The sequence below is a fragment of the Sphingobium chlorophenolicum genome, from assembly GCF_000722875.1.
Taxonomy (GTDB): Bacteria; Pseudomonadota; Alphaproteobacteria; order Sphingomonadales; family Sphingomonadaceae; genus Sphingobium; species Sphingobium chlorophenolicum.
The window spans coordinates 1-22,057 of the sequence record NZ_JFHR01000029.1 but is presented as its reverse complement, the minus strand read 5'-3'; the positions used below and the strand labels follow the sequence as shown (position 1 = coordinate 22,057).

The following is a 22,057-nucleotide window of genomic DNA, read 5'->3' as shown; positions in this document are numbered from 1 at the left end:
ATTCCCGCCTTCGCGGGAATGACGGAAGCCTACCGCGCCTCGTGGTTCGCCGCCACCGCCTTCGCCACCGCCTGCATCAACTGCCAGCGCGTGGGGATCGGTTCGGTGGTGCTGCCGATCATCACCGCCACGGCATAGCTGGTCCCATCCGGCGCGGTCATAATGCCGATATCGTTGAACCCGGTCGAGCGCGCGCCCAATTCCTGGCCCGTGCCGGTCTTGTGCAGATAATGCCACCCCGTCGGCACACCGCCCTTGATCCGCTGTGGCCCGGTCTTCGCCTCGCTCATGATCGACATCAGCAGTTGCGACGATGCAGGCGACAGCATGTCGTTCTGCTTCAACTTCGCCAGCGCCTGCACGATGGAGGATGGCGCGGCCCCGTCCGGCGGGCTGGCCAGATAATTGTCCAGCGCCTTCTGCCGCGCCGCCATGGGCAGCTTGGCGCGGGCGGCGTAGAAATTGCGGCCGATCGAATAATCCTGCCGCCATTCCAGCCCCGCCGTGGTCGATTGCAGCAGCCGCTCGCCCGGCCCGAAACGAATATCCTTGATGTACCGCCGCGCCAGATAGCCGCGCACCGCGTCCGGCCCGCCGACGGCGCGCAACAGCGTGTCGTTGGCGGTATTGTCGCTCTGCGTCATGGCGCGGCGCATCAGGTCGGAATAGGTGGTCGTCCAGCCCGAATTGCCCACCAGAGCGGCGGTCGGCTGGTGGAAGAGGGTCAGATCCTTCTTCGTGATGGTGGTGCTGTCGCTCAGGCGGATCTTGCCCCGGTCCACCGCGTCGAGGAAGGTCATCGACACCCACAGCTTCGACACGCTCTGCTGCGGGAAGAGCAGATTGCCGTTCCACGCGACCGTCCAGTCGCTGCCGATGCGGCGCACGGCGATGCCGACCTTGCCGTTGAAGCTTTGCCCCAGGCTGCGGACCACGCTGACCAGTCCGGGCGGCGGCGTCTCCCGCTGGTCGACCTTCAGCGCCTCGAACGGCTTGGGCGGATTGGCGACCGGCTTGATCGGGAAGGTCGCGGTGGAGGGCTGCGGCCGCTGCTGGACCGCCGCATAGGGTTGCTGCGGCGCGCTGACGCAGGCCGAAAGCGCCGCCATCAACAACACAGGACGGCCCCAGCCGCCATTGCTGCCGCGATTTGGACGCTTGCCGCGCCCTCCCTTCGTCATGATCATCAAAATCCCCGCACTCTCCTTATCCATTAGGGTTCAGACCCGCGCCGGGTGACAAGAATCATGCGACGAATGATTCCACAAATGCGATGTAAGGAGGCTGAACGGGATGCGCCTTAACTCAGTTGAGGTTCAGGCGGCGGGCTGCAAGAAAGCGTCGATGATGAACAGAAGAAGCATGATGCAGGGTGCGGCGGCCCTGTTGGCGGGCGGCATGCTGCCCGCAAAGGCGTGGGCGGCGCCCTTCGCATCCCGCCGGATCGCGGTGACGACCCGCGGGGCGGGGCGGGACGTCGTGCTGATCGCCGGGCTGGCGAGCGGGCCGGGGCTGTGGAACGGGGTGGTCGGGGCGCTGCCCGGTTATCGCTGGCATCTGGTCCATGTCCGGGGCTTCGCGGGCCTCCCTGCGGACGCCAACGCCAGCGGCCCGCTGGTCCAGCCGCTGGCGGACGAGATCGCGCGCTATATCGCGGCAGCGGGGCTGGACCGGCCCGCCATCGTCGGCCACAGCATGGGCGGCACGCTGGCGATGCTGCTGGGATTGAAGGGGCTGGCCGGGCGGCTGATGGTGGTCGACATGCTGCCCGAAGGGGCGGCGATGGTCGGCGGCACGGCGCAGGGCATGGGCTTCCTGGCCGACCAGCTAGGCCAATATTTCACGGGGACCAAGGCGGGGCGGGCCTATCTGGCGCAGATGCTGGCGGAGATGCCGGGCGCGCAGGGCAGCGATCCGGACGTGATCGCCAATGCGCTGCGCGACCTCGCCAATGTCGATCTGGGGCCGCAACTGGCGCGGCTGACCGCGCCGATGGAGGTGGTCTATGCCGTGGGCGACGACGCGGCGCAGGCGGGCCAGATCGGCCGCACCTTTCGCACCGCCTATGCCGCCAAGCGCGGCGTCCGGCTGGTCCCCATCGGCCCCAGCGGCCATGTCGTCATGGCGGACCAGCCCGCGCGCTTCAACGCGGTGCTGGGCGATTTTCTGAAGACGGTTTGACGCGGATCAAAGCAGCGGCGGCACGGCCCGCCCATAAGGATGACGGCGCTTGCAGCGTCACTCCTCCCCCCTCATGGCGCAGCGCGATGGACCGCTGCGCCACTTTTTTTGGGGACGCTTTAATCCTCCCTACGCGAAGCGTGGGGAGGGGGACCGCCGCTGAAAGCGGTGGTGGAGGGGAAGTTTCGGAGGTCGCGCCCCATTCCCCTCCACCGCCTCACAGCGGTCCCCCTCCCAGTTTTGGATAGGCCCGCTCTCCACCCTGTCCTAAGGCGCCAGCACCGTGTCCACCGCCTGCGGCAGCATGTCCGGATAGTCGAGCGTATAGTGAAGCCCCCGACTCTCCTTGCGCTGCAACGCGGACCGCACGACCAGCCGCGCCACCTCCAGCAGGTTGCGCAGTTCGATCAGGTCGGGCGTCACGCGGAAATGGCCGTAATATTCGTCCACTTCCTTGGCCAGCAGGTCGATGCGATGCTGGGCGCGCTCCAGCCGCTTGGTGGTGCGGACGATGCCGACATAGTCCCACATGAAGCGGCGGATTTCCTTCCAGTTATGCTGGACGATGACCTCTTCGTCGGAGTTGGTGACGCGGCTTTCGTCCCACGGGCGGACGGGCGGCGGCGCGGGCAGTTCGTCCCAATGGGCGCGGATATGCCGGGCGGCGGCCTCCCCGAAGACGAAACATTCCAGCAGGGAATTGGACGCGAGCCGGTTCGCCCCGTGCAGCCCGCTCTCGGTCACTTCCCCCGCCGCATAAAGGCCGGGCAGGTCGGTGCGCCCGTCCAGGTCGATCACCACGCCGCCGCACGTATAATGCTGCGCCGGGACGACCGGGATCGGCTCCTTCGTGATGTCGATGTCCAGGTCCAGCAGGCGCGCATAGATGGTCGGGAAATGGGTCCGCACGAATTCCGGCGGCTTGTGGCTGATATCCAGATGGACATAGTCCAGGCCCAGCCGCTTGATCTCATGGTCGATGGCGCGGGCCACCACATCGCGGGGCGCCAGCTCGCCGCGCTTGTCGAAGCGGGGCATGAAGCGTTCGCCGCCGCCGGGGACGCCGGGCGGCAGCTTCAAATGCCCGCCCTCGCCGCGCACGGCCTCGGTGATCAGGAAATTCTTGACCTCCAGATTGTAGAGGCAGGTCGGGTGGAACTGGTTCATCTCCATGTTGGAGACGCGGCAACCCGCGCGCCACGCCATGGCGATGCCATCCCCCGTCGCGCCCCTGGGCGCCGTGGAGAAGAGATAAGTCCGCCCCGCGCCCCCGGTGCACAGGATCGTCGCCCTGCCCAATATGGCGTCGACATGCTTGCTCTGCTTGTTGAAGGCGTAGACGCCCCAGACATGGCCGTTGCCCGAATAGCGCTCCCCATGGCGGCTGGTGATCAGGTCGATGGCGACCCGATCCTCCAGCAGGGTGATGTTGGGATTGGCGCGGGCGGCCTTCAGCAGGGCGACCTGAACGGCATGGCCGGTGGCGTCGTCGACATGGACGATGCGTCGATGGCTGTGGCCGCCCTCCCGCGTCAGATGCCAGCGTTCCCCGAATTCCTCGCCGCCGTTAAAGGGCACGCCCAGTTCCGCCAGCCGCTCGATGGCGGCGGGCGCTTCGGAAACGACGAACTCGACGGTGCTGCGGTCGTTCAGCCCCGCGCCCGCGACCATCGTATCCTCTATATGCGCTTCGAAACTGTCGCCCCCGTCGAGCACGGCGGCAATCCCCCCCTGCGCCCAGTTGGTCGACCCCCCGTCCAGCGCGCCCTTGGCCAGCACCACGACCTTGCGGTCCTGCGCCAGGTTGATGGCGGCCGTCAGCCCCGCCGCGCCGGAGCCGATGATGACGACGTCATAGGTGGTGATGGGCATGGGTTCTTCTTACTCCCCTCCCGCTGGCGGGAGGGGCTGGGGGTGGGCCTGCGCAAGCGTCGCCTGAACATGCGACACAACGCCTTCGAGATTTTCCATCACATCGACATTTGAAAAGCGCAAGATTCGATAGCCCTGGGAACGGCAGAAATCGTCTCGGCGCGAGTCATATCCCACGCTGTAATCATGGCTTTCGCCATCCAGTTCGATGATGAGTTTCAGTTCACGGCACAGGAAGTCCGCGAAATAGGGGCCGACCGGCATCTGGCGGCTGAACTTGCAACCCAGTTTTCGGCTGCGCAGTTGCTGCCATAATAGCCGTTCTGCTGTTGGAGCGGCGTTGCGCAGCTCTTTTGCGCGAGCGGTAGCGCGCGGTTTGAAAGGTTGCGCCAGCCCACCCCCTCGATCAGAGGCACGTGACTCTGATCGACCCCTCCCGCCAGCGGGAGGGGGAACAGCATGAGCCTCTTCCCTCACGCCGCCGCGGTCAGGTTCAGGAACACATCCTCCAGATCCGGATCGCGCGTCACCACATCGACGATCGCCAGCCCGCTCGCCTGCACGGCGCTCAGCACCTGCCCGGCATTGGCGCGGTTCTTCATATAGGTGATGGTCAGCGTGCGCTCGTCCGACAGTTCGATCTTCTCGAAACAGGGGTCGGCGGGCGGGGTCGCGACGTCGCGGTCGACCGTCACCTGCACCACCTTTTCCTGCGCCATGGCGATCAGTTCGCGGGTCGGCTTGTCGGTGATCAGCTTGCCATGGTTGATGATGCCGATGCGGTCGCACAATTGCTCGGCCTCTTCCAGATAGTGGGTCGTCAGCACGATGGTCACGCCCTGCCGGTTCAATTCCCGCACATAGGCCCAAAGCTGCTGGCGGAGCTGCACGTCGACCCCTGCGGTCGGCTCGTCCAGCACCAGGATCGGCGGCGAATGCACCATCGCCTTCGCCACCAGCAACCGGCGCTTCATGCCGCCCGACAGGGTGCGGGCATAGGCGTTGGCCTTATCCTCCAGATGCACGGCGCGCAGCAATTCCATCGACCGGCGACGGTCCCTCGGCACGCCATAATAGCCCGCCTGGTTCTCCAGCGTCTCAAACGGGGTGAAGAAGGGATCGAAGACGATCTCTTGCGGCACGATGCCGATGCTGTTCTTGGCGTTGCGGGGGTTCTGGTCGATGTCGAAGCCCCATATCCTCGCGCTGCCGCTGGTCTTGTTCACAAGGCCCGCAAGGATGTTGATCGTGGTCGACTTGCCCGCCCCGTTCGGCCCCAGCAGGCCGTAAATCTGCCCCCGCGGGATGGAGAGGCTGATATTGTCGAGCGCGCGCTTCCCGCCCTTATACACTTTGGTGAGATTGGTGATCTCGATGGCGGCTTGCGGGGCGGGGGAGGGGGCGGTGTCGGTCATGGCTGCCTATAGTGGGGTGAGGCCATCGCAAAAGGAAGGGCGCGGTTAAAATTCGTCGGCGGCGTCCAGCAGGGCGGTGAGCTTGCGCGGCGCGACTTCGCGCCAGCTACGATGCAGCCGCTCGCCGATCTGCTCCCAGTCCGTATCGCCCAGGTCGAGCCGGATGCCCACCCAGCCGTCCCCGAAATAAGCGGGCCGGTAATAGCGCGCCGGATCGCTTTCGATCAGCATCGCCTGCTCTTCGGGCGCGGTGGTCTTGACGAGGATGGCGATCACGCCGTCGCCATGATGATCCTGCGTGAAATAGGCGAATTTCTTGCCCTTCTCGATCCCGAAGCAGGGCATGCCGTGCGACGTCACCTCATCCACCTGCGGCAGGGACAGGGCGCTCTCCCGCACCTTGTTCAGCAGCCATTCGGGCTGCCGCTCGCGGGTCACGAAATCGGCCAGTGTGCGGGAATAAAGCTGATGCTCGGCGATCAGGATGCGCGCCGCCAGACTGTCGGCGGTGTCGCCGGGCAGGATCGCGACTTCGGTCTGGCCCAGCACCGGCCCGTCGTCCAGTTCGGCGGTGACGATATGGACTGAGCAGCCCGCATGGCTATCGCCCGCGTCCAGCGCCTTCTGGTGGGTATCCAGCCCCTTATATTTGGGCAGCAGACTGGGATGGATGTTGAGCATCCGCCCCTCCCACCCCGCGACGAACTCCGGCGAGAGCAGGCGCATATAGCCCGCCAGCGCGACATATTCCGCGCCCGCCCTGCGCAGTTCCGCGTCGATGACGGCGTCGAATTCGGCGCGCTTCATCCCCTTGTGGCTCTGCCCGAAGGTGGCGACCCCCTCGGCGGCGGCCAGCGTCAGGCCGGGCGCTTCGGGATCGTTGGCCGCGACCAGCACGATCTCATAGGGGCAGGCCGGATGCTTGGCGGCATAAAGCAACGCCGCCATGTTCGAACCGCGCCCGGAAATCAGAACGCCGACCTTTGCCTTCACTTACCAGTCTCCGTTCGGTGACTTACCCCAGATGCGTCGCGGTCCAGTCCGCCTTGGCGCTCCAGCTTTCCTGCGATCCCTTGACCGTGCAGCCCTTTTCGCCCGCTTCCACGGCGCCGACGCGAACCACCGTCTCGCCCGCCGCTTCCAGCTCGGCCGCAACAGCATCCGCGACATCCGCATCCACCGCCAGCACCATGCCGACGCCGCAGTTGAAGGTGCGCGCCATCTCTTCCGGCTCGATATGGCCCTGCGCCTGCAGGAAGGCCATCAGACGCGGCTGTTCCCATCCATCGGCGTCGACCACCGCATGGGTTCCTTCGGGCAGCACGCGCGGAATATTCTCCAGCAGGCCGCCGCCGGTGATATGGGCCAGCGCATTGATCTTCCCCGCCCGCACCAGCGGCAGCAGAGACTTCACGTAAATCCGCGTGGGCGCCATCAGCGCGTCGATCAGCAGCACTTCATTGTCGAAGATCGCCGGACGGTTCAGCTTCCAGCCCTTGTCGGCCGCCAGACGACGCACCAGCGAGAAACCGTTGCTATGCACGCCCGACGAAGCAAGGCCCAGCAGCACGTCGCCCGCCTTGACCCGGTTGCCGGTCAGCGCCTGCGACCGCTCCACCGCGCCGACGCAGAACCCCGCCAGATCATAGTCGCCCGGCCCATACATGCCCGGCATCTCGGCGGTCTCTCCGCCGATCAGCGCGCAACCCGCCTGCTTGCAGCCCTCCGCGATGCCCGCGATCACGCGCTCGGCGACGCCGCTCTCCAGCTTGCCGGTGGCGTAATAGTCCAGGAAGAAGAGCGGTTCGGCCCCCTGCACGATCAGATCATTGGCGCACATGGCGACCAGATCGATGCCCACGCCGTCATGCGCGTCGTGATCGATCGCCAGTTTCAGCTTGGTGCCCACGCCGTCATTGGCCGCGACCAGCAGCGGATCGTCATAACCCGCCGCCTTCAGGTCGAAGAAACCGCCAAAGCCGCCCAGTTCCGCGTCAGCGCCGGGGCGGCGGGTGGCCTTGGCCAGCGGGGCGATGGCGCGGACCAGCGCATTGCCCGCGGCGATGTCGACGCCAGCCTTGGCGTAGCTATAGGATTCGGTGTCGCTCATGGCCGTGGCTCCTAGATCAATAGGAAGGAAAACGGAACGGGAAATGGGTTGCCGCTTGGCAGGGCAGTCAAATCCCGCCAAAAGGACGCGCGTGAGCCTGCCCATTGTCCTTCGCGGCCTTAACTTTCGGCCTCTGAACCCGATTCGCGTACCCTGGTTTCGGGTATTGGCGCGACCACTCCAGATTCTGGGCGCCATCGCGCTCGGCCTCGCGGCGGCGGCCCTGTTCGCGCAGATGGAGGGGGAACGCGGCGTGCCCCCCATCGCCAGCGGCGGCGATTTTCAGGTCAGCCATGTGAAGGTCGACGTCTTCGCCAAGGATGCCGATGCGGCGCGCAAGGCGGGCTGGCGACTGGCGCAGCGGCGCGCCTGGCAGATGCTGTGGACCCGCACCCATGGCGGAACCGGCGCGCCGGGCCTGTCCGATTCGCAGCTTGAGGGCATGATCTCCGGCATAGAGATCGAATATGAGCAGGCCGGCCCCAACCGCTATGTCGCGACGCTGGGCGTCATGTTCGACCGGGCGCGCACCGGGCAGGTGCTGGGCGTCACCGGCAGCAATGTCGTGCATTCGCCGCCGCTGCTGGTGATCCCGGTGCTGTGGGACGGCGGTTCGGCCGTGTCCTATGAACGGATCAACGAATGGCAGAAGGCATGGGCGCGCTTCCGCACCGGGGACAGCGCCATCGACTATGTGCGCGTGGCCGGATCGATCGCCGATCCGGTCCTGCTGAACGCCGGGCAGACCGGACGGCGCGGTCGCTTGTGGTGGCGCGTGCTGCTCGACCAATATGGCGCCGCCGACGTGGTGATCCCCATCGCCCGGCTCGACCGCCAATATCCGGGCGGCCCCGTGACCGGCACCTTCACCGCCCGCTACGGCCCCGACAATTTCCTGATCGGCAGCTTTTCCCTGCGCGCCTCCAACGACAGCGCGATTCCGCAGATGATGGATCAGGCGGCGCAGCGGATCGACCAGCTCTACACCCAGGCGCTCAGCGATGGCCGCCTGCGTCCCGACCCGTCGCTGATCATCGAGGAACCGGTCGATCCCGACGCGCTGGCCATCGAAAACGCTTCCGACCTGCCGGTGGAGATGACGGACGCGCCGACGCCCGCCGCCACGACCGGCAGCTTCGCGATCCAGTTCGACACGCCCGACGTGGGTTCGGTGGCGCAGGGCGAGGCGGCGGTGCGCTCCATCGCGGGCGTGCGCTCCGCCGCGACCAGCAGTCTGGCGCTGGGCGGCACGTCGGTCATGCAGGTCAGCTTCGACGGCACGGTCGACGCGCTCCGCGCCGCCCTGGCGGCCAAGGGCTATGGCGTGGCGGTATCCGGCAACACGCTGCGCATCCGCCGCGCCGCCGCCGGAGCCGCCCCGGCGCAATGAGACAGATCAGCCTGCCGTTCGACCGGCCGGATAGCGCAAGCGCCGACGAATTTCTGGTCAGCGAAGCAAACCGCATCGCCGTGCGCCATCTGGAAAATTGGCGTAACTGGCCGCTGGCGGTCAGCCTGCTCAGCGGCCCGCCCTTGTCCGGCCGTTCGACGCTGGGCCGCCACTTCGCCGCGCAAAGCGGCGGCACGGTGATCGACGATGCGCAGCGGCAGGACGACCGGACATTGTTCAACGCCTGGAACGACGCGCAGACCGCGCAGCGCCCCCTGCTGCTGATCGCCGACGCGCCGCCCGCGACATGGCAGGTGGCCTTGCCCGACCTGCGTTCCCGCCTGGCCGCCGCGCCGCATGTCGCCCTGCACCAGCCGGACGAGGCGCTGGCCCGCGCCCTGATCGAACGGTCGCTCGCCTCGGCGGGGGCCAGCTATGCCGCCGACCTGCCCGAATGGCTGCTGCGCCGCATCGAACGCAGCTATGCCGCCATAGCGGCGGCGACGCGCCTGCTGGATGAGGCTTCTTTGTCATCGGGACGTAAGATTTCTACCGCTATGGCGAAACATGTCCTGCAAGATGCGGGATTTTTGCCTATAGTCCCGGACTGAACCGGTTCTGAAACGATGAGAGACACGTGGCCGAAGCTGACCCCTCCGCCAGCCTGACCCTGCCCGGCGACCGCTATTTCAACCGGGAACTGTCCTGGCTGGCCTTCAACCAGCGCGTGCTGGAGGAGGCGATGAACCGCGCCCATCCGCTGCTGGAACGGCTGCGCTTCCTGTCCATCTCCGGCGCCAATCTGGACGAATTCTTCTCCGTGCGCGTGGCGGGGCTGAAGGGGCAGCAGTTGCAGGATGTCGACATGCGCTCCGCGGACGGGCTGACCCCGGCGCAGCAACTGGCCGCTATCACGGATGAGACGGCGCGGCTGATGGGCGCGCAGCAGAAGGTGTGGGGCGCGCTGCACGGCGAACTGGCGCGGGTGGGGATAGAGGTGATCGGCCCGTCCACCGCGCTGGACGCCTCCTGCGAAAACTGGCTGCGCGACCATTTCCTGACCCAGGTCTTCCCGATCCTGACGCCCCAGGCACTGGACCCCGCGCATCCCTTCCCCTTCATCCCCAATCAGGGCCTGTCCATCGTCTTCGACCTGGAACGGCTGTCGGACAAGGAATCGATCCGCGAACTGGTGATGATCCCGTCCTCGCTCGCCCGCTTCGTGCGCATGCCGGGCGAAACGGCGCGCTACATGGCGCTGGAGGCGGTGATCCGCCGCTTTTCCGCCGATCTCTTCCCCGGCTATCGCGTGCGCAACAGCGGCGTCTTCCGCATCATCCGCGACAGCGACATCGAAATAGAGGAAGAGGCCGAAGACCTCGTCCGCTATTTCCGCAGCGCCATCAAGCGCCGCCGCCGTGGCCGCGTGATCCGCATGGAGATAGAGGAGCGCATCCCCGAACCGGTGGAGGAGATGTTGCAGGACATGCTCCAGGGCCATGAGGCGATCATCGCGGAGGTGGAGGGCTTTGTCGGCATCGGCGACCTGTCGGGCATCGTCGATGAGGACCGTCCGGACCTCAAGTTCGAACCCTATGCCCCCCGCTTCCCCGAACGCATCCGCGAATATGGCGGGGACTGTTTCGCCGCGATCCGGGCGAAGGACATCGTCGTCCACCATCCCTATGAAGCGTTCGACGTGGTCGTCTCCTTCCTGAAGCAGGCGGCCTCCGACCCCGATGTCGTTGCGATCAAGCAGACGCTCTACCGCGCCGGCAAGCAGTCCGCGATCATCCGCGCCCTGATCGACGCGGCGGAGGCGGGCAAGTCCGTGACCGCCGTGGTCGAACTGAAAGCCCGCTTCGACGAGGAGCAGAACCTGATGTGGGCCGACGCGCTGGAACGCGCGGGTGTGCAGGTGGTCTACGGCTTCATCGACTGGAAGACCCATGCCAAGGTGTCGATGGTCGTCCGGCGGGAGGGGGAGCAGTTCCGCACCTACTGCCATTTCGGCACCGGCAACTATCATCCGGTGACGGCGCGCATCTATACCGACCTCAGCTTCTTCACCGCCGACCCGGCCTATGGGCGCGACGCGGCGGCGCTGTTCAACTACATCACCGGCTATGTCGAACCGCAGCGGCTGGAAAAGCTGGTCATGTCGCCCCGCAACCTGCGCGACCGGCTGTGCGACCTGATCGACGCGGAGATCGAGCATGTCCGCGCCGGGCGGCCCGGCACCATATGGGCGAAGATGAATTCGCTGGTGGACCCGGCGATCATGGAAAAGCTGTATGCGGCCAGCAATGCGGGCGTGCAGATCGACCTCATCGTGCGCGGCATATGCTGCCTGCGGCCGGGCGTGCCGGGCATGTCGGACAATATCCGGGTGAAGTCGGTGGTCGGCCGCTTCCTGGAACATAGCCGCATCACCGTGTTCGGCAATGGCAAGGCGCTGCCCAACAACGGCGCGAAAGTCTATATCAGCTCGGCCGACTGGATGCCGCGCAACTTCGACCGGCGCGTGGAGTTTCTGGCCCCGGTCGAAAACCCTACCGTGCACGACCAGATATTGGATCAGGTGATGGTCGCGAACCTGATCGACACCGAACAAAGCTGGGTGCTGGACAGCGAGGGCCATTACAGCCGGGTCGAGGCAGGCGACCGGCCGTTCAACCTGCACCGCTATTTCATGACCAACCCGTCGCTGTCGGGCCGCGGCGCGTCGCTGGACAGCGTGGCGGTGCCGACGCTGCGCCTGCGCGGGCGGGCCTGACGCGCATGAATTCCATGCTGAGCCAGGTCCGGGCGCTTGCGCCGGGCATGGTGACATCGCCCCAGCAGGCGAAGGCGCGCACGGCGATCATCGACATCGGCTCCAACAGCGTGCGTCTGGTCGTCTATGACGGGCCGCGCCGCATTCCCTTCATCCTCTTCAACGAAAAGGTGATGGCGGGCCTGGGCGCGTCGCTGGGCAAGACTGGCCGGATAGAGGCGGAGGCGATGGAGCGCGGCCTGCGCGCCGCCGCCCGCTTCGCCCATCTCTGCCGCGAGATGGAGGTGCAGGAGGTGCGCTGCGTCGCCACCGCCGCCGTCCGCGACGCGGAAAATGGCGACGAATTCATCCGGCGCGCCAGGGCGATGGGGCTGGAGGTCGAACTGCTGACCGGCGGGCAGGAGGCTATCGCGGCGGCGCATGGCGTGCTGTCGGGCATTCCCGGCGCGGACGGCATCGTCGGCGATCTGGGCGGCGGCAGCCTGGAACTGGCCCGCATCCGCGACGGCGCGGTGCACGAAACGGTCTCGCTGCCGCTGGGCGTGCTGCGCCTGCCGCAGATCAGGGCGAAGGGGCCGGCCGTGCTGGAACGGCTGGTCCGGAAGATGCTGGCGAAGGCGGGCTGGGACGCGCCTGCGGACCTGCCCTTCTATCTGGTCGGCGGGTCATGGCGCGCATTGGCGCGGTTCGACATGGAACTCACCCAATTTCCGCTGCCGGTGGTGCATCAATATGAGATGCCCGCCACCCGCGCCGAACAATTGACGCGCATCGTGTCCCATGTCGACAAGGCGCGGTTCAAGGATATTCCCCAGATCACCGGATCGCGCGTGCCGACCCTGCCCGACGCGGCGGCGCTGCTGTCGGTGATGGTCCGCCAGTTGAAGTCCAGCCGGTTGATCGTATCGGCCTATGGCCTGCGCGAAGGTCTGTTGTTCGGCGACCTGCCGCCGGACATAAGGGCGCACGACCCGCTGCTGGTCGCGGCCGAGGCGGAGGGGGAGGCGCAGGCCCGCTTCACCGGCCATGGCGACATGATCGAACGCTGGATCGCGCCTTTGTTCCAGGATGACGTCGCCCCCTGGCGCCGCATCCGCCGCGCCGCCTGCCTGCTGGCCGATGTCGGCTGGCGCGCCAATCCCGATTTCCGGTCGGAACGGGGCGTGGAGATCGCGCTGCACAGCAATTGGGTGGGCATCGACGCGGTCGAGCGGGCGATGCTGGCGCAGGCGCTGCACAGCAATTTCGGCGGCGGCCTGTCCACCCCGCCGGGCATCGAACGCCTAGCCCCCCCCGAAGCGCTGCGCCGCGCCACCCTGTGGGGCCTGGCGATCCGCCTGGGCCAGCGCCTGTCCGGCGGGGTGGAGGGACCACTGCTCGCCTCCAGTCTGGAGATGGAGGGCAATATACTGACCCTGCGCCTGCGCGGCGTGGACGCGGACCTGTTCGGCGAAGCGGTGGAACGCCGCCAACGCCAGTTGGCCCAAGCCATGGGCGTAAAACACCGCCTGGCCTGACAAACGGCCCAATTCCTCCCTACGCGAAGCGTGGGGAGGGGGACCGCTCGCGAAGCGAGTGGTGGAGGGGAAATTCGCAGGTCGTGCCCCATTCCCCTCCACCAGCCTTCGGCCGGTCCCCCTCCCCATCTCCCGATGGGGAGGAACAGGATAGGCCGGCTTTGCACTCCGGCCTATCCCCCTCAGTTACAGATACGCACCTTCACGCGCCGGTCGCGATAATGGTTATACCGCCACTCGGTCCAGCAACGCTGGCGATAATGGCCCCGCCAATAGCGGCGGTCGCCCCGCCAGTCGCGGCGGTCGTCATGCCGCCAGTCGCGCCGTCCATCCCAGCGCCGATCGTCATAGCGATCGCCGCGATAGCCGTCGCGATAGCCATAGCCGCCATAATATTGCGCCTGCGCCGGGGCCGCACCCATGGCTGCGACCGTCAGGCCCAGGACCGCAGCGCCTTTCCACAAGATATTCATGTCCGTCTCTCCTCAGCATGCGCCCGTCGCCGGGGCCATGAAGGGGAAGATGCACATGTCCGACTGAACCGTCCGCGAACGGCGCCGTCAGCCGATGTTCAGGGAAAAATCAGCGCCCCCGCAGGGCGCTTTCCGCCTCCAGCATATAGTCCCGCGTGATCGGCAGCGCGCGGCGGTCGCGCACATATTGCACCTGATAATTCACCATCCCGCCATGTTCGAACACGGTCGCCGCCCCGGCCAGATAGAAGGTCCACAGCCGAAAGAAACGCTCGTCGTAAAGCGCCACGATATCCGCCTTGTGCGCCAGCGTCCGCTTATACCATTGGCGGATGGTGAGGCCATAATGGATGCGCAGCACCTCCACGTCCGTGACCATCAGCCGCGTGCCCTCGCTGCCCTGGATCATCTCCGACAAAGCGGGGATATAGCCGCCAGGGAAGATATATTTCTGGGTGAAGGCGTCGGTGATGCCCGGCCCGTCGACCCGCCCGATCGTGTGGATCAGCATCACCCCATCCGGCGTCAGCAGTTCGCGGCACTTGTTGTAGAAGGTGCGGTAATCCTTGGTCCCGACATGTTCGAACATGCCGACCGACACGATCCGGTCGAACGGCCCGTCCATGTCGCGATAGTCGATCAGTTCGAAGCGCACATGATCGGCCACGCCCGCATCCTGCGCCCTCTGCCGCGCCACCTTCAACTGCTCTTCCGACAGGGTGATGCCGGTCACGTCCACCCCGCAGGTGCGATGCAGATACAGCGCCATGCCGCCCCAGCCGCAACCTATGTCCAGCACCTTCATGCCCGGTTTCAGGTGCAGCTTGGCGGCGATATGCGCCTTCTTGTCCTCCTGCGCCTGTTCCAGGCTGATGCCCGCATCATTGTCGGCATCGGGGAAATAGGCGCAGCTATATTGGCGGTCGCGGTCGAGGAAGAGCGCATAGAGCGCGCCCGACAGGTCGTAATGATGCGCCACATTGGCCTTGGCCCGCGCCCGGTGGTTGGCGGCCCATAATTTGCGGCGGACCGCCTTGAACCCGCGCCTGACCGATCCCAGGTCGCTGATCGACTTGCCCGTTTCCCACGCATTGTTCATGCGGATGAGGGAGATGAACTCCATGATCCCGCCGCCCTCTATGGCGACGCGCCCGTCGATGAACGCCTCCGCCATGCCCAGGCGCGGGTCTTTGATGATGTCGAAGGGCACCCGCGAATCGTGGAATTTCAGCGCCAGCGAGGGAAGGCCGGGTTCGGGCGCGCCGACCGTGATCTTCCTGCCGTCATGATAGTAGATGCTGAGCTGGCCCCGCGTGACCAGCCGCTTGATGACCCTATCGAACAATTTCATGCGCGCACCCTGTCAGGTGATTCCGCCCGCGTCAAATGCCCGCATACCAGTCATAGCCGGCCCGGTCCTCCCAATAGCCGCCCTTGCCCCCGCCTATGCCCTCCAGGGAGGCAAGCGCTTCAATTCCCATCAGATATTTCGCGTGCTTATACCCCAGTTGCCGCTCCACCCGCAGCCGCAGCGGCGCGCCGTTCGCGACGCGCAGGGGTTCGTCGTTGAGCGCGAAGGCAAGGATGGTCTGCGGGTGGAAGGCGTCGCTCAGGTCGATGCTCTCATAATAGCCGCGCCCATCCCCCATATCGTCGGCGCAGCGAAAGACGATGTAGCGCGCCCCGTCCCGCAGCCGCGCCGCGTCCAGAATGCGCTGCAACGCCACGCCGCGCCATTTGCCGATGGCGCTCCATCCCTCGACGCAATCGTGGCGGGTGATCTGCTCGCGATGGGGGAAGGCGTGAAGCTGCGCCAGCGACAGCGCCAGCGGCCGCTCCACCAGCCCGCCCCCCCGCAACCGCCAGTCGGCAAAGCCATTGCGCCACAGCGCCTTATATTCGGGCGTATTGGGATTGGCGGTGCCGTTGGGGCGGAAGAAGGGGGATATCTGGTCCGGGCGGAATTCCTGCGCCATCGCGTCCCGCGCATCAGGCCCCGCTGCGCCCATTGGTGGAAATTCCCGGCGGAAAAGAGCGCCTCCCGCACCGCCCCCTTCTTCGCCAGCCGGTCGCATCCCGCCAGACTGGCGGCGGCGCCCAGCACCAGCGCCCGGCGGCTGAGGATGAGGCTCATGACGTCTTGCGCCCGCTGATCATCGACCGGACCTCCTCCACCGGCCCGGCCAGCAACACCATCAGCATATGCACGACGAAAAAGCCCGCCAGCGCGAAGGCGGCGATGAAGTGGATCGACCGCGCCGATTGCCGCCCGCCGAACAGGTCGACCAGCCAGGGCCATGCCGCGTTCATCCCCGGCGACATGGTAAGGCCGGTCAGGATGACCAGCGGCAGCGCGACGAAGATCACGCCGACATAGCTGGCCTTTTGCAGGATATTGTAGCGCAGCGCCGCCTCCCCGGTGGGAAAGCGAAGCCGCGCATGATCCTTGATGTCCTGCCACACATGGCGCGGCGCCAGTTCCCCGCGCCGAAAGGCAAGGTCGCGCCGCAAATGCCCGCCCAGCAGGCTCCAGATCATGTAGAAGAGCAGCGCGAAGGCGAAGACCGGCGCGGCGGTCAGGTGCCAGTGCCGCGACATGGCCAGATCATAGCGGGCGGGCAGGGTGATCCAGCCGCCAAACCGCTCCAGCACCAGCCAGGCATGGTCGTAATTCGCGCCATATTGCCCCCAATAGAGGCGGGGATGCGCGTTGAAGATGCCCAGCCCGCTGGTGAACAGCACATAGAGCAGCAGCGCGTTCAGCCAATGCCACAGCCGCACCGGCAGCCTGTGGCGCAGCACCGTTTTCCGCTGGGGCAGGGCGCTATCCATGGAGGACTGTTACCCTTTTGCGCCATGGGCGTCAAAAAGGATGGGCAAGTTGGCAGGCGGACCCCTTTTCCCCGGTCGTTCATCCCGGAGTCAGCTTGCCGGTCCATATGCGGGGCAGGGCGGTCCTGCATCGGGGGTGCGTCATTGTCGTTCGAAGTCAGACTGTTGCGAAAAAACATCATACATCAGTAAAGTTCATATCCAACTTGCAACGATGACAATCAGGTTACATATGCGCCCCGTCAGCGACGACCATCGCTGCATGCAGGACGGGAGGATGGACCGAATAGAATCGGCATTCCAAATGGCGATGAAATAAAAAACGCAACGCCATCCCGTAAAAAGAACAAAAACGTCGGTCCTGTTCCTGGACTGCGCGTTTCTGATGACATGAGGACTATATGAAGACTGTGATTTTCGCAGCCCTTGCTGCTGCCGCCGTTTCCGCTCCCGCTTTCGCCCAGGACGCCGCCCCCTTCACCGGCCCGCGCGCTGGCGTTACGCTGGGCTACGACAAGATGGCTGGCGAAGACGGCTTCGCATACGGCGTTTCGACCGGCTACGATTTGGCCGTCACGCCGAAGGTCACCTTCGGTCCGGAAGTGGCATTCAGCGACACCACCACCAGCCTTGCACCTGGCGCTGAAATCAGCCGCGATCTTTCGGCTTCGGTCCGCCTCGGTTATATCCTGACCCCGCGCGTTCTGGCCTTCGGCAAGGTCGGCTATGCCACCACCCGCTTCGAAGTCGCTGGTCTCGGCAGCACCAACCTGGAAGGCGTGCGTTACGGCGGCGGCGTGGAATTCGCTGTCACCGGCAACACCTACGTCTCGGCTGAATATCAGCGCAGCGAGTATGAAAACAATGCTGGTGGCCGTGACGCTGGCGTCGTCGGCATCGGCTTCCGCTTCTAATCCCTCTCGGATAGAACAGGGAAAGGGCGGTCCTCACGGGCCGCCCTTTTTCTATGCCCTGCTTTTGCCGCTGCGATGACCGGCAGCGCTCCGTGTTCCTGCGAAGGCAGGAACCCAGTCCCGCCGCCCGCGTCACGCTCACAGCCTAATCCCACGGAAGCGCCCTCAAATCCGGCTCCACCCAGGTCCGTCGCGCCTCCACGGACATCAGCCGCTCCCGCGACCAATGGGCAAACAGCCAATCGTTGTCGGCCATGGGCGTCGCCATCAGCGCCGCAAAGGCCTCCGCCGGTGACGCCCCGCCCGGCAACCCCGCCAGCACCGCCCGCGCCGCCTTCAGCGAAGCCATGGTAATCGTCTCATGATAGCCGGACGTGTCGCTGTTCACCCCGCCGACGCTCTCATTATAGGCCGCGATCATGCCCGCCATGTCGCGCTCCGGCACGATCTCCGGCCGCCGCAGCATCAGCCATAGCGCCGTCGAGAAATGCGCCCAATGCGTCCATTCCTCCTTGGGCAGCGTCCGCGCACAAAAGCCCGTCGCAATCCGCTCAATCTCATCATCCGTCATCCCGCACACCCCAAAAGAAAAACCCCGCCATTCCGGGCGGGGTTTCCATCTCACGCCACACAGGCGCGTCCATTCGACCCCGCTCTATCCCAGCGCCGCTTGCTTCTCCGCCGCCAGCCGGTCCAGTTCCGCCCGGCTCTTCTTCTCGCTCGCCGACTTCAACTGTCCGCAGGCCGCCATGATGTCCCGTCCACGCGGCGTCCGCACCGGCGCGCTGATCCCACCCTCGAACACGATGTCGGAAAAGCGCCTGATCCGCTCCGGCGTCGAACATTCATAGTCCGTCCCCGGCCAGGGATTGAACGGGATCAGATTGACCTTGGCGGGCAGCTTATACTGACGCAGCAGCCGCACCAGCTCTCGCGCATCGTCGTCGCTGTCATTCTTGTCCTTGATCATCACATATTCGAATGTGATGCGCCGCGCATTGTTCGCGCTCGGATAATCGGCACAGGCCTGCAACAGATCCTCGATGCCGTATTTCTTGTTCAGCGGCACCAGTTCGTCGCGCACATCCTTGGTCACGGCATGCAGCGACACGGCCAGGTTGACGCCGATCTCTTCCCCCGCCCGCGCCATCATCGGCACCACGCCGGATGTCGACAGGGTGATCCGCCGCTTCGACAGAGCCAGCCCGTCGCCATCCATCACGACCTTCAACGCATCGCGCACATGGTCGAAATTATAGAGCGGCTCGCCCATGCCCATCATCACGATGTTGGTCAGCATCCGCCCGTCGGGGCTGTACTGGGAAGCGTCGTCCGCCTCATCGTCATTGGCCGACGCCATGCTGCCCTTGGGCCATTCGCCCAGCGCATCCCGCGCCAGCATGACCTGACCCACGATCTCGCCCGGCGTCAGGTTGCGCACCAGCCGCATCGTTCCGGTATGGCAGAAACGGCAGTTGAGCGTGCACCCGACCTGGCTCGACACGCACAGCGTCCCCCGGTCCGCGTCCGGGATGAACACCATTTCATAATCCTGCCCGTCGTCCGACCGCAGCAGCCATTTGCGCGTGCCGTCGCTCGACACCTGCGCCTCGACCACTTCAGGCCGCCCCACCACGAACCGCTCCGCCATCCAGCCGCGCATCGGCTTGGCAAGGTCGGTCATGGCGTCGAAATCCGTCTCGCCGCGATGATAAAGCCAGTGGAACAACTGCTTCGACCGCAGCTTCGCCTGCTTGACGTCAAGCCCGGCCTCTTCCAGCGCGCCCTTGATCTGCGGCCGCGACAGCCCCATCAGGTCGACGCGCCCATCCTCGCGGGGCGTCACGGCGCGGGGCACCGGCACAGGATCGATAGCGCCGGGAATCGGCATCATGGGATTGGCGACTGACTGCATGGCCGCGCCCTTAGCGGATTTCGGATGTTTTTGAAAGGGCGCCGCCAAGCCATCCTCCGTTCGCCCTGAGCCTGTCGAAGGGTTTTACTTTCTTTCGGGCGTTGAATGGGAAGGGGAGGGGGCGATCACCGCAACCGCGCACACCCCAAAGCCGCCGCATCGATCGCCGTAGCCGCGCCGCGCAACGCATAGGTATCCGCAAAACCCCGCCCCCGCGCATCCCGCGTCTGCACGCTCATGCTGGTGGCGGACCGCATCGCCGCGACGATCGCCGCATCCGCCCGCGCATCCGGCGCCCAGGCATCCACCTGCCCGGCCACCAAAGTGAACCGCCGGTCCCCGACATTCAGGATCACCGCAGCCTCATCCGCCCGCATCCGGCTCAACCGGAAATGCACTTGCCCACGCACCCTTTGCCGCGGCCAGCTTCCGACCGCCGCAAAGCCCTGCGACTTCGCCGCCACCGGCATGGCGATGGCATAGCAGCGCGGAGTCCCTGGATCGCGAAACGCCCCCCACGCCTCGAACACGCCCAGCGAGTCCCGCGCCTGCGCGACGCCGCCGACGGTCAGCAGGGAAAGAGCGAGGGGCCAAAGAGCTTTCACTCCCCCGGCAAAGCGCAAGCCGTTCCTTTTTGCAACCCTCAGCCCAACAAAGCGCCACCCAGCGCTTGCAGGGGCCGCAACAGCGGCTATGAAGGATCATCCATCATTGTCGCCCGGATTCGACCGTCTCCGGGCTTTCGCAAGAAAAGAAACGGACAGAACAGGGACATGAAGGCCACCATCGAACGCGCAACGCTGCTCAAGAGCCTCAGCCACGTCCAGTCGGTGGTGGAGCGGCGCAACACGATTCCGATCCTGTCCAACGTGCTGATCGAAGCGTCTTCGGACGGCGCGATCAAGCTGATGGCGACCGACCTCGACCTCCAGATCGTCGAAAGCGTCTCCGCCCAGGTGGAACAGCCCGGTGCGACCACGATCAGCGCCCACACCCTGTTCGACATCGCCCGCAAGCTGCCCGAAGGCAGCCAGGTCTCGCTCCACGCGGCCGAGGGCAAGATGCTGATCCAGGCGGGCCGCGCCCGCTTCAACCTGTCGACCCTGCCGCGCGACGATTTCCCCGTGATCGCGGAAGGCGACCTGCCGACCAGCTTCGAACTGCCCGCCGAAACGCTCAAGCAGATCATCGACAAGACGCGCTTCGCCATCTCGACCGAAGAGACGCGCTATTATCTGAACGGCATTTATTTCCATGTGTCGGATGACGGCCAGCCGGTGCTGAAGGCCGCCGCGACCGACGGCCATCGCCTCGCCCGCGTCACCGTGCCCCGTCCCGACGGCGCGGACGGCATGCCCGGCATCATCGTGCCCCGCAAATGCATCGGCGAACTGCGCAAGCTGCTGGATGAGGTCGAAGGATCGGTTCAGATTTCGCTCTCCGCCAGCAAGATCCGCTTCGGCCTCGGCAGCGCGATCCTGACCAGCAAGCTGATCGACGGCACCTTCCCGGATTACAGCCGCGTCATCCCGACCGCCAACGACAAGCTGCTCAAGATCGACCCGCGCAGCTTCGAGGAAGGCGTGGACCGCGTCGCCACCATCGCCACGGAAAAGACCCGCGCCGTCAAGATGACGCTGGACCGCGACAAGATCACCCTGTCCGTCACCAGCCCGGAAAACGGCACGGCGGCGGAGGAAGTCCCTGGCGCCTTCCAGGGCGAGGGTTTCGACATCGGCTTCAACGCCCGCTATCTGCTGGACATACTTGGCCAGATCGACAGCGACCTGGTGGAACTCCACCTGGCCGACGCCGCCGCCCCGACCCTGATCCGCGAAGACGACCGCAGCCCCGCGCTCTACGTCCTGATGCCGATGCGCGTCTGAACCTCTCAAATCCTCCCCATCGGAGATGGGGAGGGGGACCGCCGCCAAAGGCGGTGGTGGAGGGGAAATTCGGAGGTCGTGCCCCATTCCCCTCCACCAGCCTTCGGCCGTCGAAGAGAGTCACGTGCCTCTCTTCGACCCTCCCCACGCTGCGCGCAGGGAGGATTTTAATAGGTCAGCCCACCCACCTGCCAACCTCTCTCCGGCAGGTAAGTTTCTTTCAATAACTCATCGTTAGGCAGGGGGACCATGAAACCCCTGCGGACCAATCTGGCGGAATTGCATTCGCGAAGGACCGACCTCGTCGCCGCGCTGGGGCTGGCGGAGAGTGGCACGTCGGTGGACGCATCCTGGATATCGGGCACCTTAGTCCATATCGCCCGCCTCTGGCCGCTGGTCCTGCTGGGCAAGCTGTGCGTCGTCGCCCTGCTGCACATGCCCTTTTACGAAGCGGACAATGTCGCCCGCGCCGTCGCCCTGTCCGCCATGCTGCTGGTCGACGGCGTGGCCATCATGGCGCCGCGCGGCACGCGATTCCAGCGCCTGCGGCCCCATCACCAGAAATGGCTGATGCTGCCGATGGTGCTGCTTTCGGGCCTCAGCTTCAGCCTGATGCTGGGCACGTCGCTGGCCGCAGACTCGCAAAATGTTCTGGCGGCGGAAATGGCGGTGGCGCTGATGGCGGTCTCCATCTGCGGCGACCGGCGGCTGCTGGGGGTCAGCTATTTTTGCGGCCTGCTGATCGCCTCCATCCTGCACGGCGGCGATTTCGCCCA

The 22,057-nt window shown here is 65.7% G+C and carries 19 protein-coding genes and 2 pseudogenes; 8 read left to right on the top strand and 13 right to left on the bottom strand.

Going from position 1 to position 22,057, the window contains the following annotated elements; genetic code table 11:
• Positions 1-29: 29 nt before the first annotated feature.
• Positions 30-1,187, bottom strand: coding sequence for a serine hydrolase (locus BV95_RS12915; protein WP_409372088.1), 1,158 nt, complete (start codon positions 1,185-1,187; stop codon positions 30-32).
• Positions 1,188-1,344: 157 nt separating this feature from the next.
• Here BV95_RS12915 and BV95_RS12910 point away from each other — a divergent pair, with 157 nt between their 5' ends.
• On the top strand, positions 1,345-2,181 hold the full coding sequence (locus BV95_RS12910; protein WP_037452478.1) for an alpha/beta fold hydrolase: 837 nt from the start codon (positions 1,345-1,347) through the stop codon (positions 2,179-2,181).
• A gap of 267 nt (positions 2,182-2,448) precedes the next feature.
• Here the strand turns inward: BV95_RS12910 and nadB are convergent, their stop codons facing one another.
• Genes nadB through purM form a run of 5 tightly spaced genes read right to left on the bottom strand, consistent with a single transcriptional unit; the run spans position 2,449 to position 7,578 of the window.
• Positions 2,449-4,053 (bottom strand): L-aspartate oxidase, encoded by a 1,605-nt coding sequence (nadB, locus tag BV95_RS12905; RefSeq protein ID WP_037452475.1) that lies wholly within the window; start codon positions 4,051-4,053, stop codon positions 2,449-2,451.
• A gap of 9 nt (positions 4,054-4,062) precedes the next feature.
• Complete coding sequence (locus BV95_RS12900; protein WP_234703185.1) at positions 4,063-4,530, bottom strand: endonuclease domain-containing protein; 468 nt, start codon at positions 4,528-4,530, stop codon at positions 4,063-4,065.
• Positions 4,527-5,468 (bottom strand): ABC transporter ATP-binding protein, encoded by a 942-nt coding sequence (locus BV95_RS12895; protein ID WP_037452472.1) that lies wholly within the window; start codon positions 5,466-5,468, stop codon positions 4,527-4,529. The genes BV95_RS12900 and BV95_RS12895 overlap by 4 nt, the downstream gene beginning before the upstream one ends.
• A gap of 45 nt (positions 5,469-5,513) precedes the next feature.
• Positions 5,514-6,461: a phosphoribosylglycinamide formyltransferase gene (gene purN / locus BV95_RS12890; protein ID WP_037452469.1), complete on the bottom strand. Its 948-nt coding sequence runs from the start codon at positions 6,459-6,461 to the stop codon at positions 5,514-5,516.
• A 22-nt stretch (positions 6,462-6,483) separates the two neighbouring features.
• Positions 6,484-7,578, bottom strand: a complete 1,095-nt coding sequence (gene purM, locus BV95_RS12885) for a phosphoribosylformylglycinamidine cyclo-ligase (protein WP_037452466.1) — start codon at positions 7,576-7,578, stop codon at positions 6,484-6,486.
• A gap of 43 nt (positions 7,579-7,621) precedes the next feature.
• On the opposite strand from purM, the gene BV95_RS12880 reads away from it, so the two are divergent.
• The 4 genes from BV95_RS12880 to BV95_RS12865 are packed head-to-tail and all read left to right on the top strand — an operon-like array spanning position 7,622 to position 13,261.
• Positions 7,622-8,968: a translocation/assembly module TamB domain-containing protein gene (locus tag BV95_RS12880; RefSeq protein WP_037452462.1), complete on the top strand. Its 1,347-nt coding sequence runs from the start codon at positions 7,622-7,624 to the stop codon at positions 8,966-8,968.
• Positions 8,965-9,579 carry a P-loop NTPase family protein gene (locus BV95_RS12875; protein WP_037452459.1) on the top strand — a complete coding sequence of 205 codons (615 nt, stop codon included), beginning with the start codon at positions 8,965-8,967 and terminating at the stop codon, positions 9,577-9,579. The genes BV95_RS12880 and BV95_RS12875 overlap by 4 nt, the downstream gene beginning before the upstream one ends.
• Before the next feature lie 26 nt (positions 9,580-9,605).
• Complete coding sequence (locus BV95_RS12870) at positions 9,606-11,744, top strand: RNA degradosome polyphosphate kinase (protein WP_037452456.1); 2,139 nt, start codon at positions 9,606-9,608, stop codon at positions 11,742-11,744.
• Positions 11,745-11,749: 5 nt separating this feature from the next.
• On the top strand, positions 11,750-13,261 hold the full coding sequence (locus tag BV95_RS12865) for a Ppx/GppA family phosphatase (protein ID WP_037452453.1): 1,512 nt from the start codon (positions 11,750-11,752) through the stop codon (positions 13,259-13,261).
• Between the two features lie 182 nt (positions 13,262-13,443).
• Here the strand turns inward: BV95_RS12865 and BV95_RS12860 are convergent, their stop codons facing one another.
• The 4 genes and pseudogenes from BV95_RS12860 to BV95_RS12845 all read right to left on the bottom strand — a co-directional run bounded on the left by BV95_RS12860 (position 13,444) and on the right by BV95_RS12845 (position 16,566).
• Positions 13,444-13,734, bottom strand: coding sequence for a hypothetical protein (locus BV95_RS12860; protein WP_037452449.1), 291 nt, complete (start codon positions 13,732-13,734; stop codon positions 13,444-13,446).
• Positions 13,735-13,843: 109 nt separating this feature from the next.
• On the bottom strand, positions 13,844-15,085 hold the full coding sequence (locus BV95_RS12855; protein ID WP_037452444.1) for an SAM-dependent methyltransferase: 1,242 nt from the start codon (positions 15,083-15,085) through the stop codon (positions 13,844-13,846).
• Between the two features lie 31 nt (positions 15,086-15,116).
• Positions 15,117-15,868, bottom strand: a pseudogene (locus tag BV95_RS12850) (molybdopterin-dependent oxidoreductase).
• Positions 15,865-16,566 carry a cytochrome b/b6 domain-containing protein gene (locus BV95_RS12845; RefSeq protein WP_037452440.1) on the bottom strand — a complete coding sequence of 234 codons (702 nt, stop codon included), beginning with the start codon at positions 16,564-16,566 and terminating at the stop codon, positions 15,865-15,867. Before BV95_RS12845 ends, BV95_RS12850 begins: the two are co-directional and overlap by 4 nt.
• Positions 16,567-16,967: 401 nt before the next feature.
• On the opposite strand from BV95_RS12845, the gene BV95_RS12840 reads away from it, so the two are divergent.
• Positions 16,968-17,480: an outer membrane beta-barrel protein gene (locus BV95_RS12840; RefSeq protein WP_037452435.1), complete on the top strand. Its 513-nt coding sequence runs from the start codon at positions 16,968-16,970 to the stop codon at positions 17,478-17,480.
• A 145-nt stretch (positions 17,481-17,625) separates the two neighbouring features.
• Here BV95_RS12840 and BV95_RS12835 read toward each other — a convergent pair whose 3' ends face one another.
• The 3 genes from BV95_RS12835 to BV95_RS12825 form a co-directional block, all read right to left on the bottom strand.
• On the bottom strand, positions 17,626-18,051 hold the full coding sequence (locus tag BV95_RS12835) for a hypothetical protein (RefSeq protein ID WP_037452430.1): 426 nt from the start codon (positions 18,049-18,051) through the stop codon (positions 17,626-17,628).
• A gap of 84 nt (positions 18,052-18,135) precedes the next feature.
• Positions 18,136-19,395 carry a dual-specificity RNA methyltransferase RlmN gene (gene rlmN / locus BV95_RS12830; RefSeq protein WP_037452555.1) on the bottom strand — a complete coding sequence of 420 codons (1,260 nt, stop codon included), beginning with the start codon at positions 19,393-19,395 and terminating at the stop codon, positions 18,136-18,138.
• 125 nt (positions 19,396-19,520) lie between these two features.
• Positions 19,521-20,000 carry a hypothetical protein gene (locus BV95_RS12825; RefSeq protein ID WP_037452427.1) on the bottom strand — a complete coding sequence of 160 codons (480 nt, stop codon included), beginning with the start codon at positions 19,998-20,000 and terminating at the stop codon, positions 19,521-19,523.
• A 168-nt stretch (positions 20,001-20,168) separates the two neighbouring features.
• Here BV95_RS12825 and dnaN point away from each other — a divergent pair, with 168 nt between their 5' ends.
• Both dnaN and BV95_RS12815 read left to right on the top strand, forming a co-directional pair.
• The gene (gene dnaN, locus BV95_RS12820) at positions 20,169-21,281 is read left to right on the top strand and encodes a DNA polymerase III subunit beta (protein ID WP_037452421.1); all 1,113 of its coding nucleotides are present in this window, start codon (positions 20,169-20,171) and stop codon (positions 21,279-21,281) included.
• 249 nt (positions 21,282-21,530) lie between these two features.
• Positions 21,531-22,057: pseudogene (locus BV95_RS12815) on the top strand (diguanylate cyclase); the annotation flags it as partial.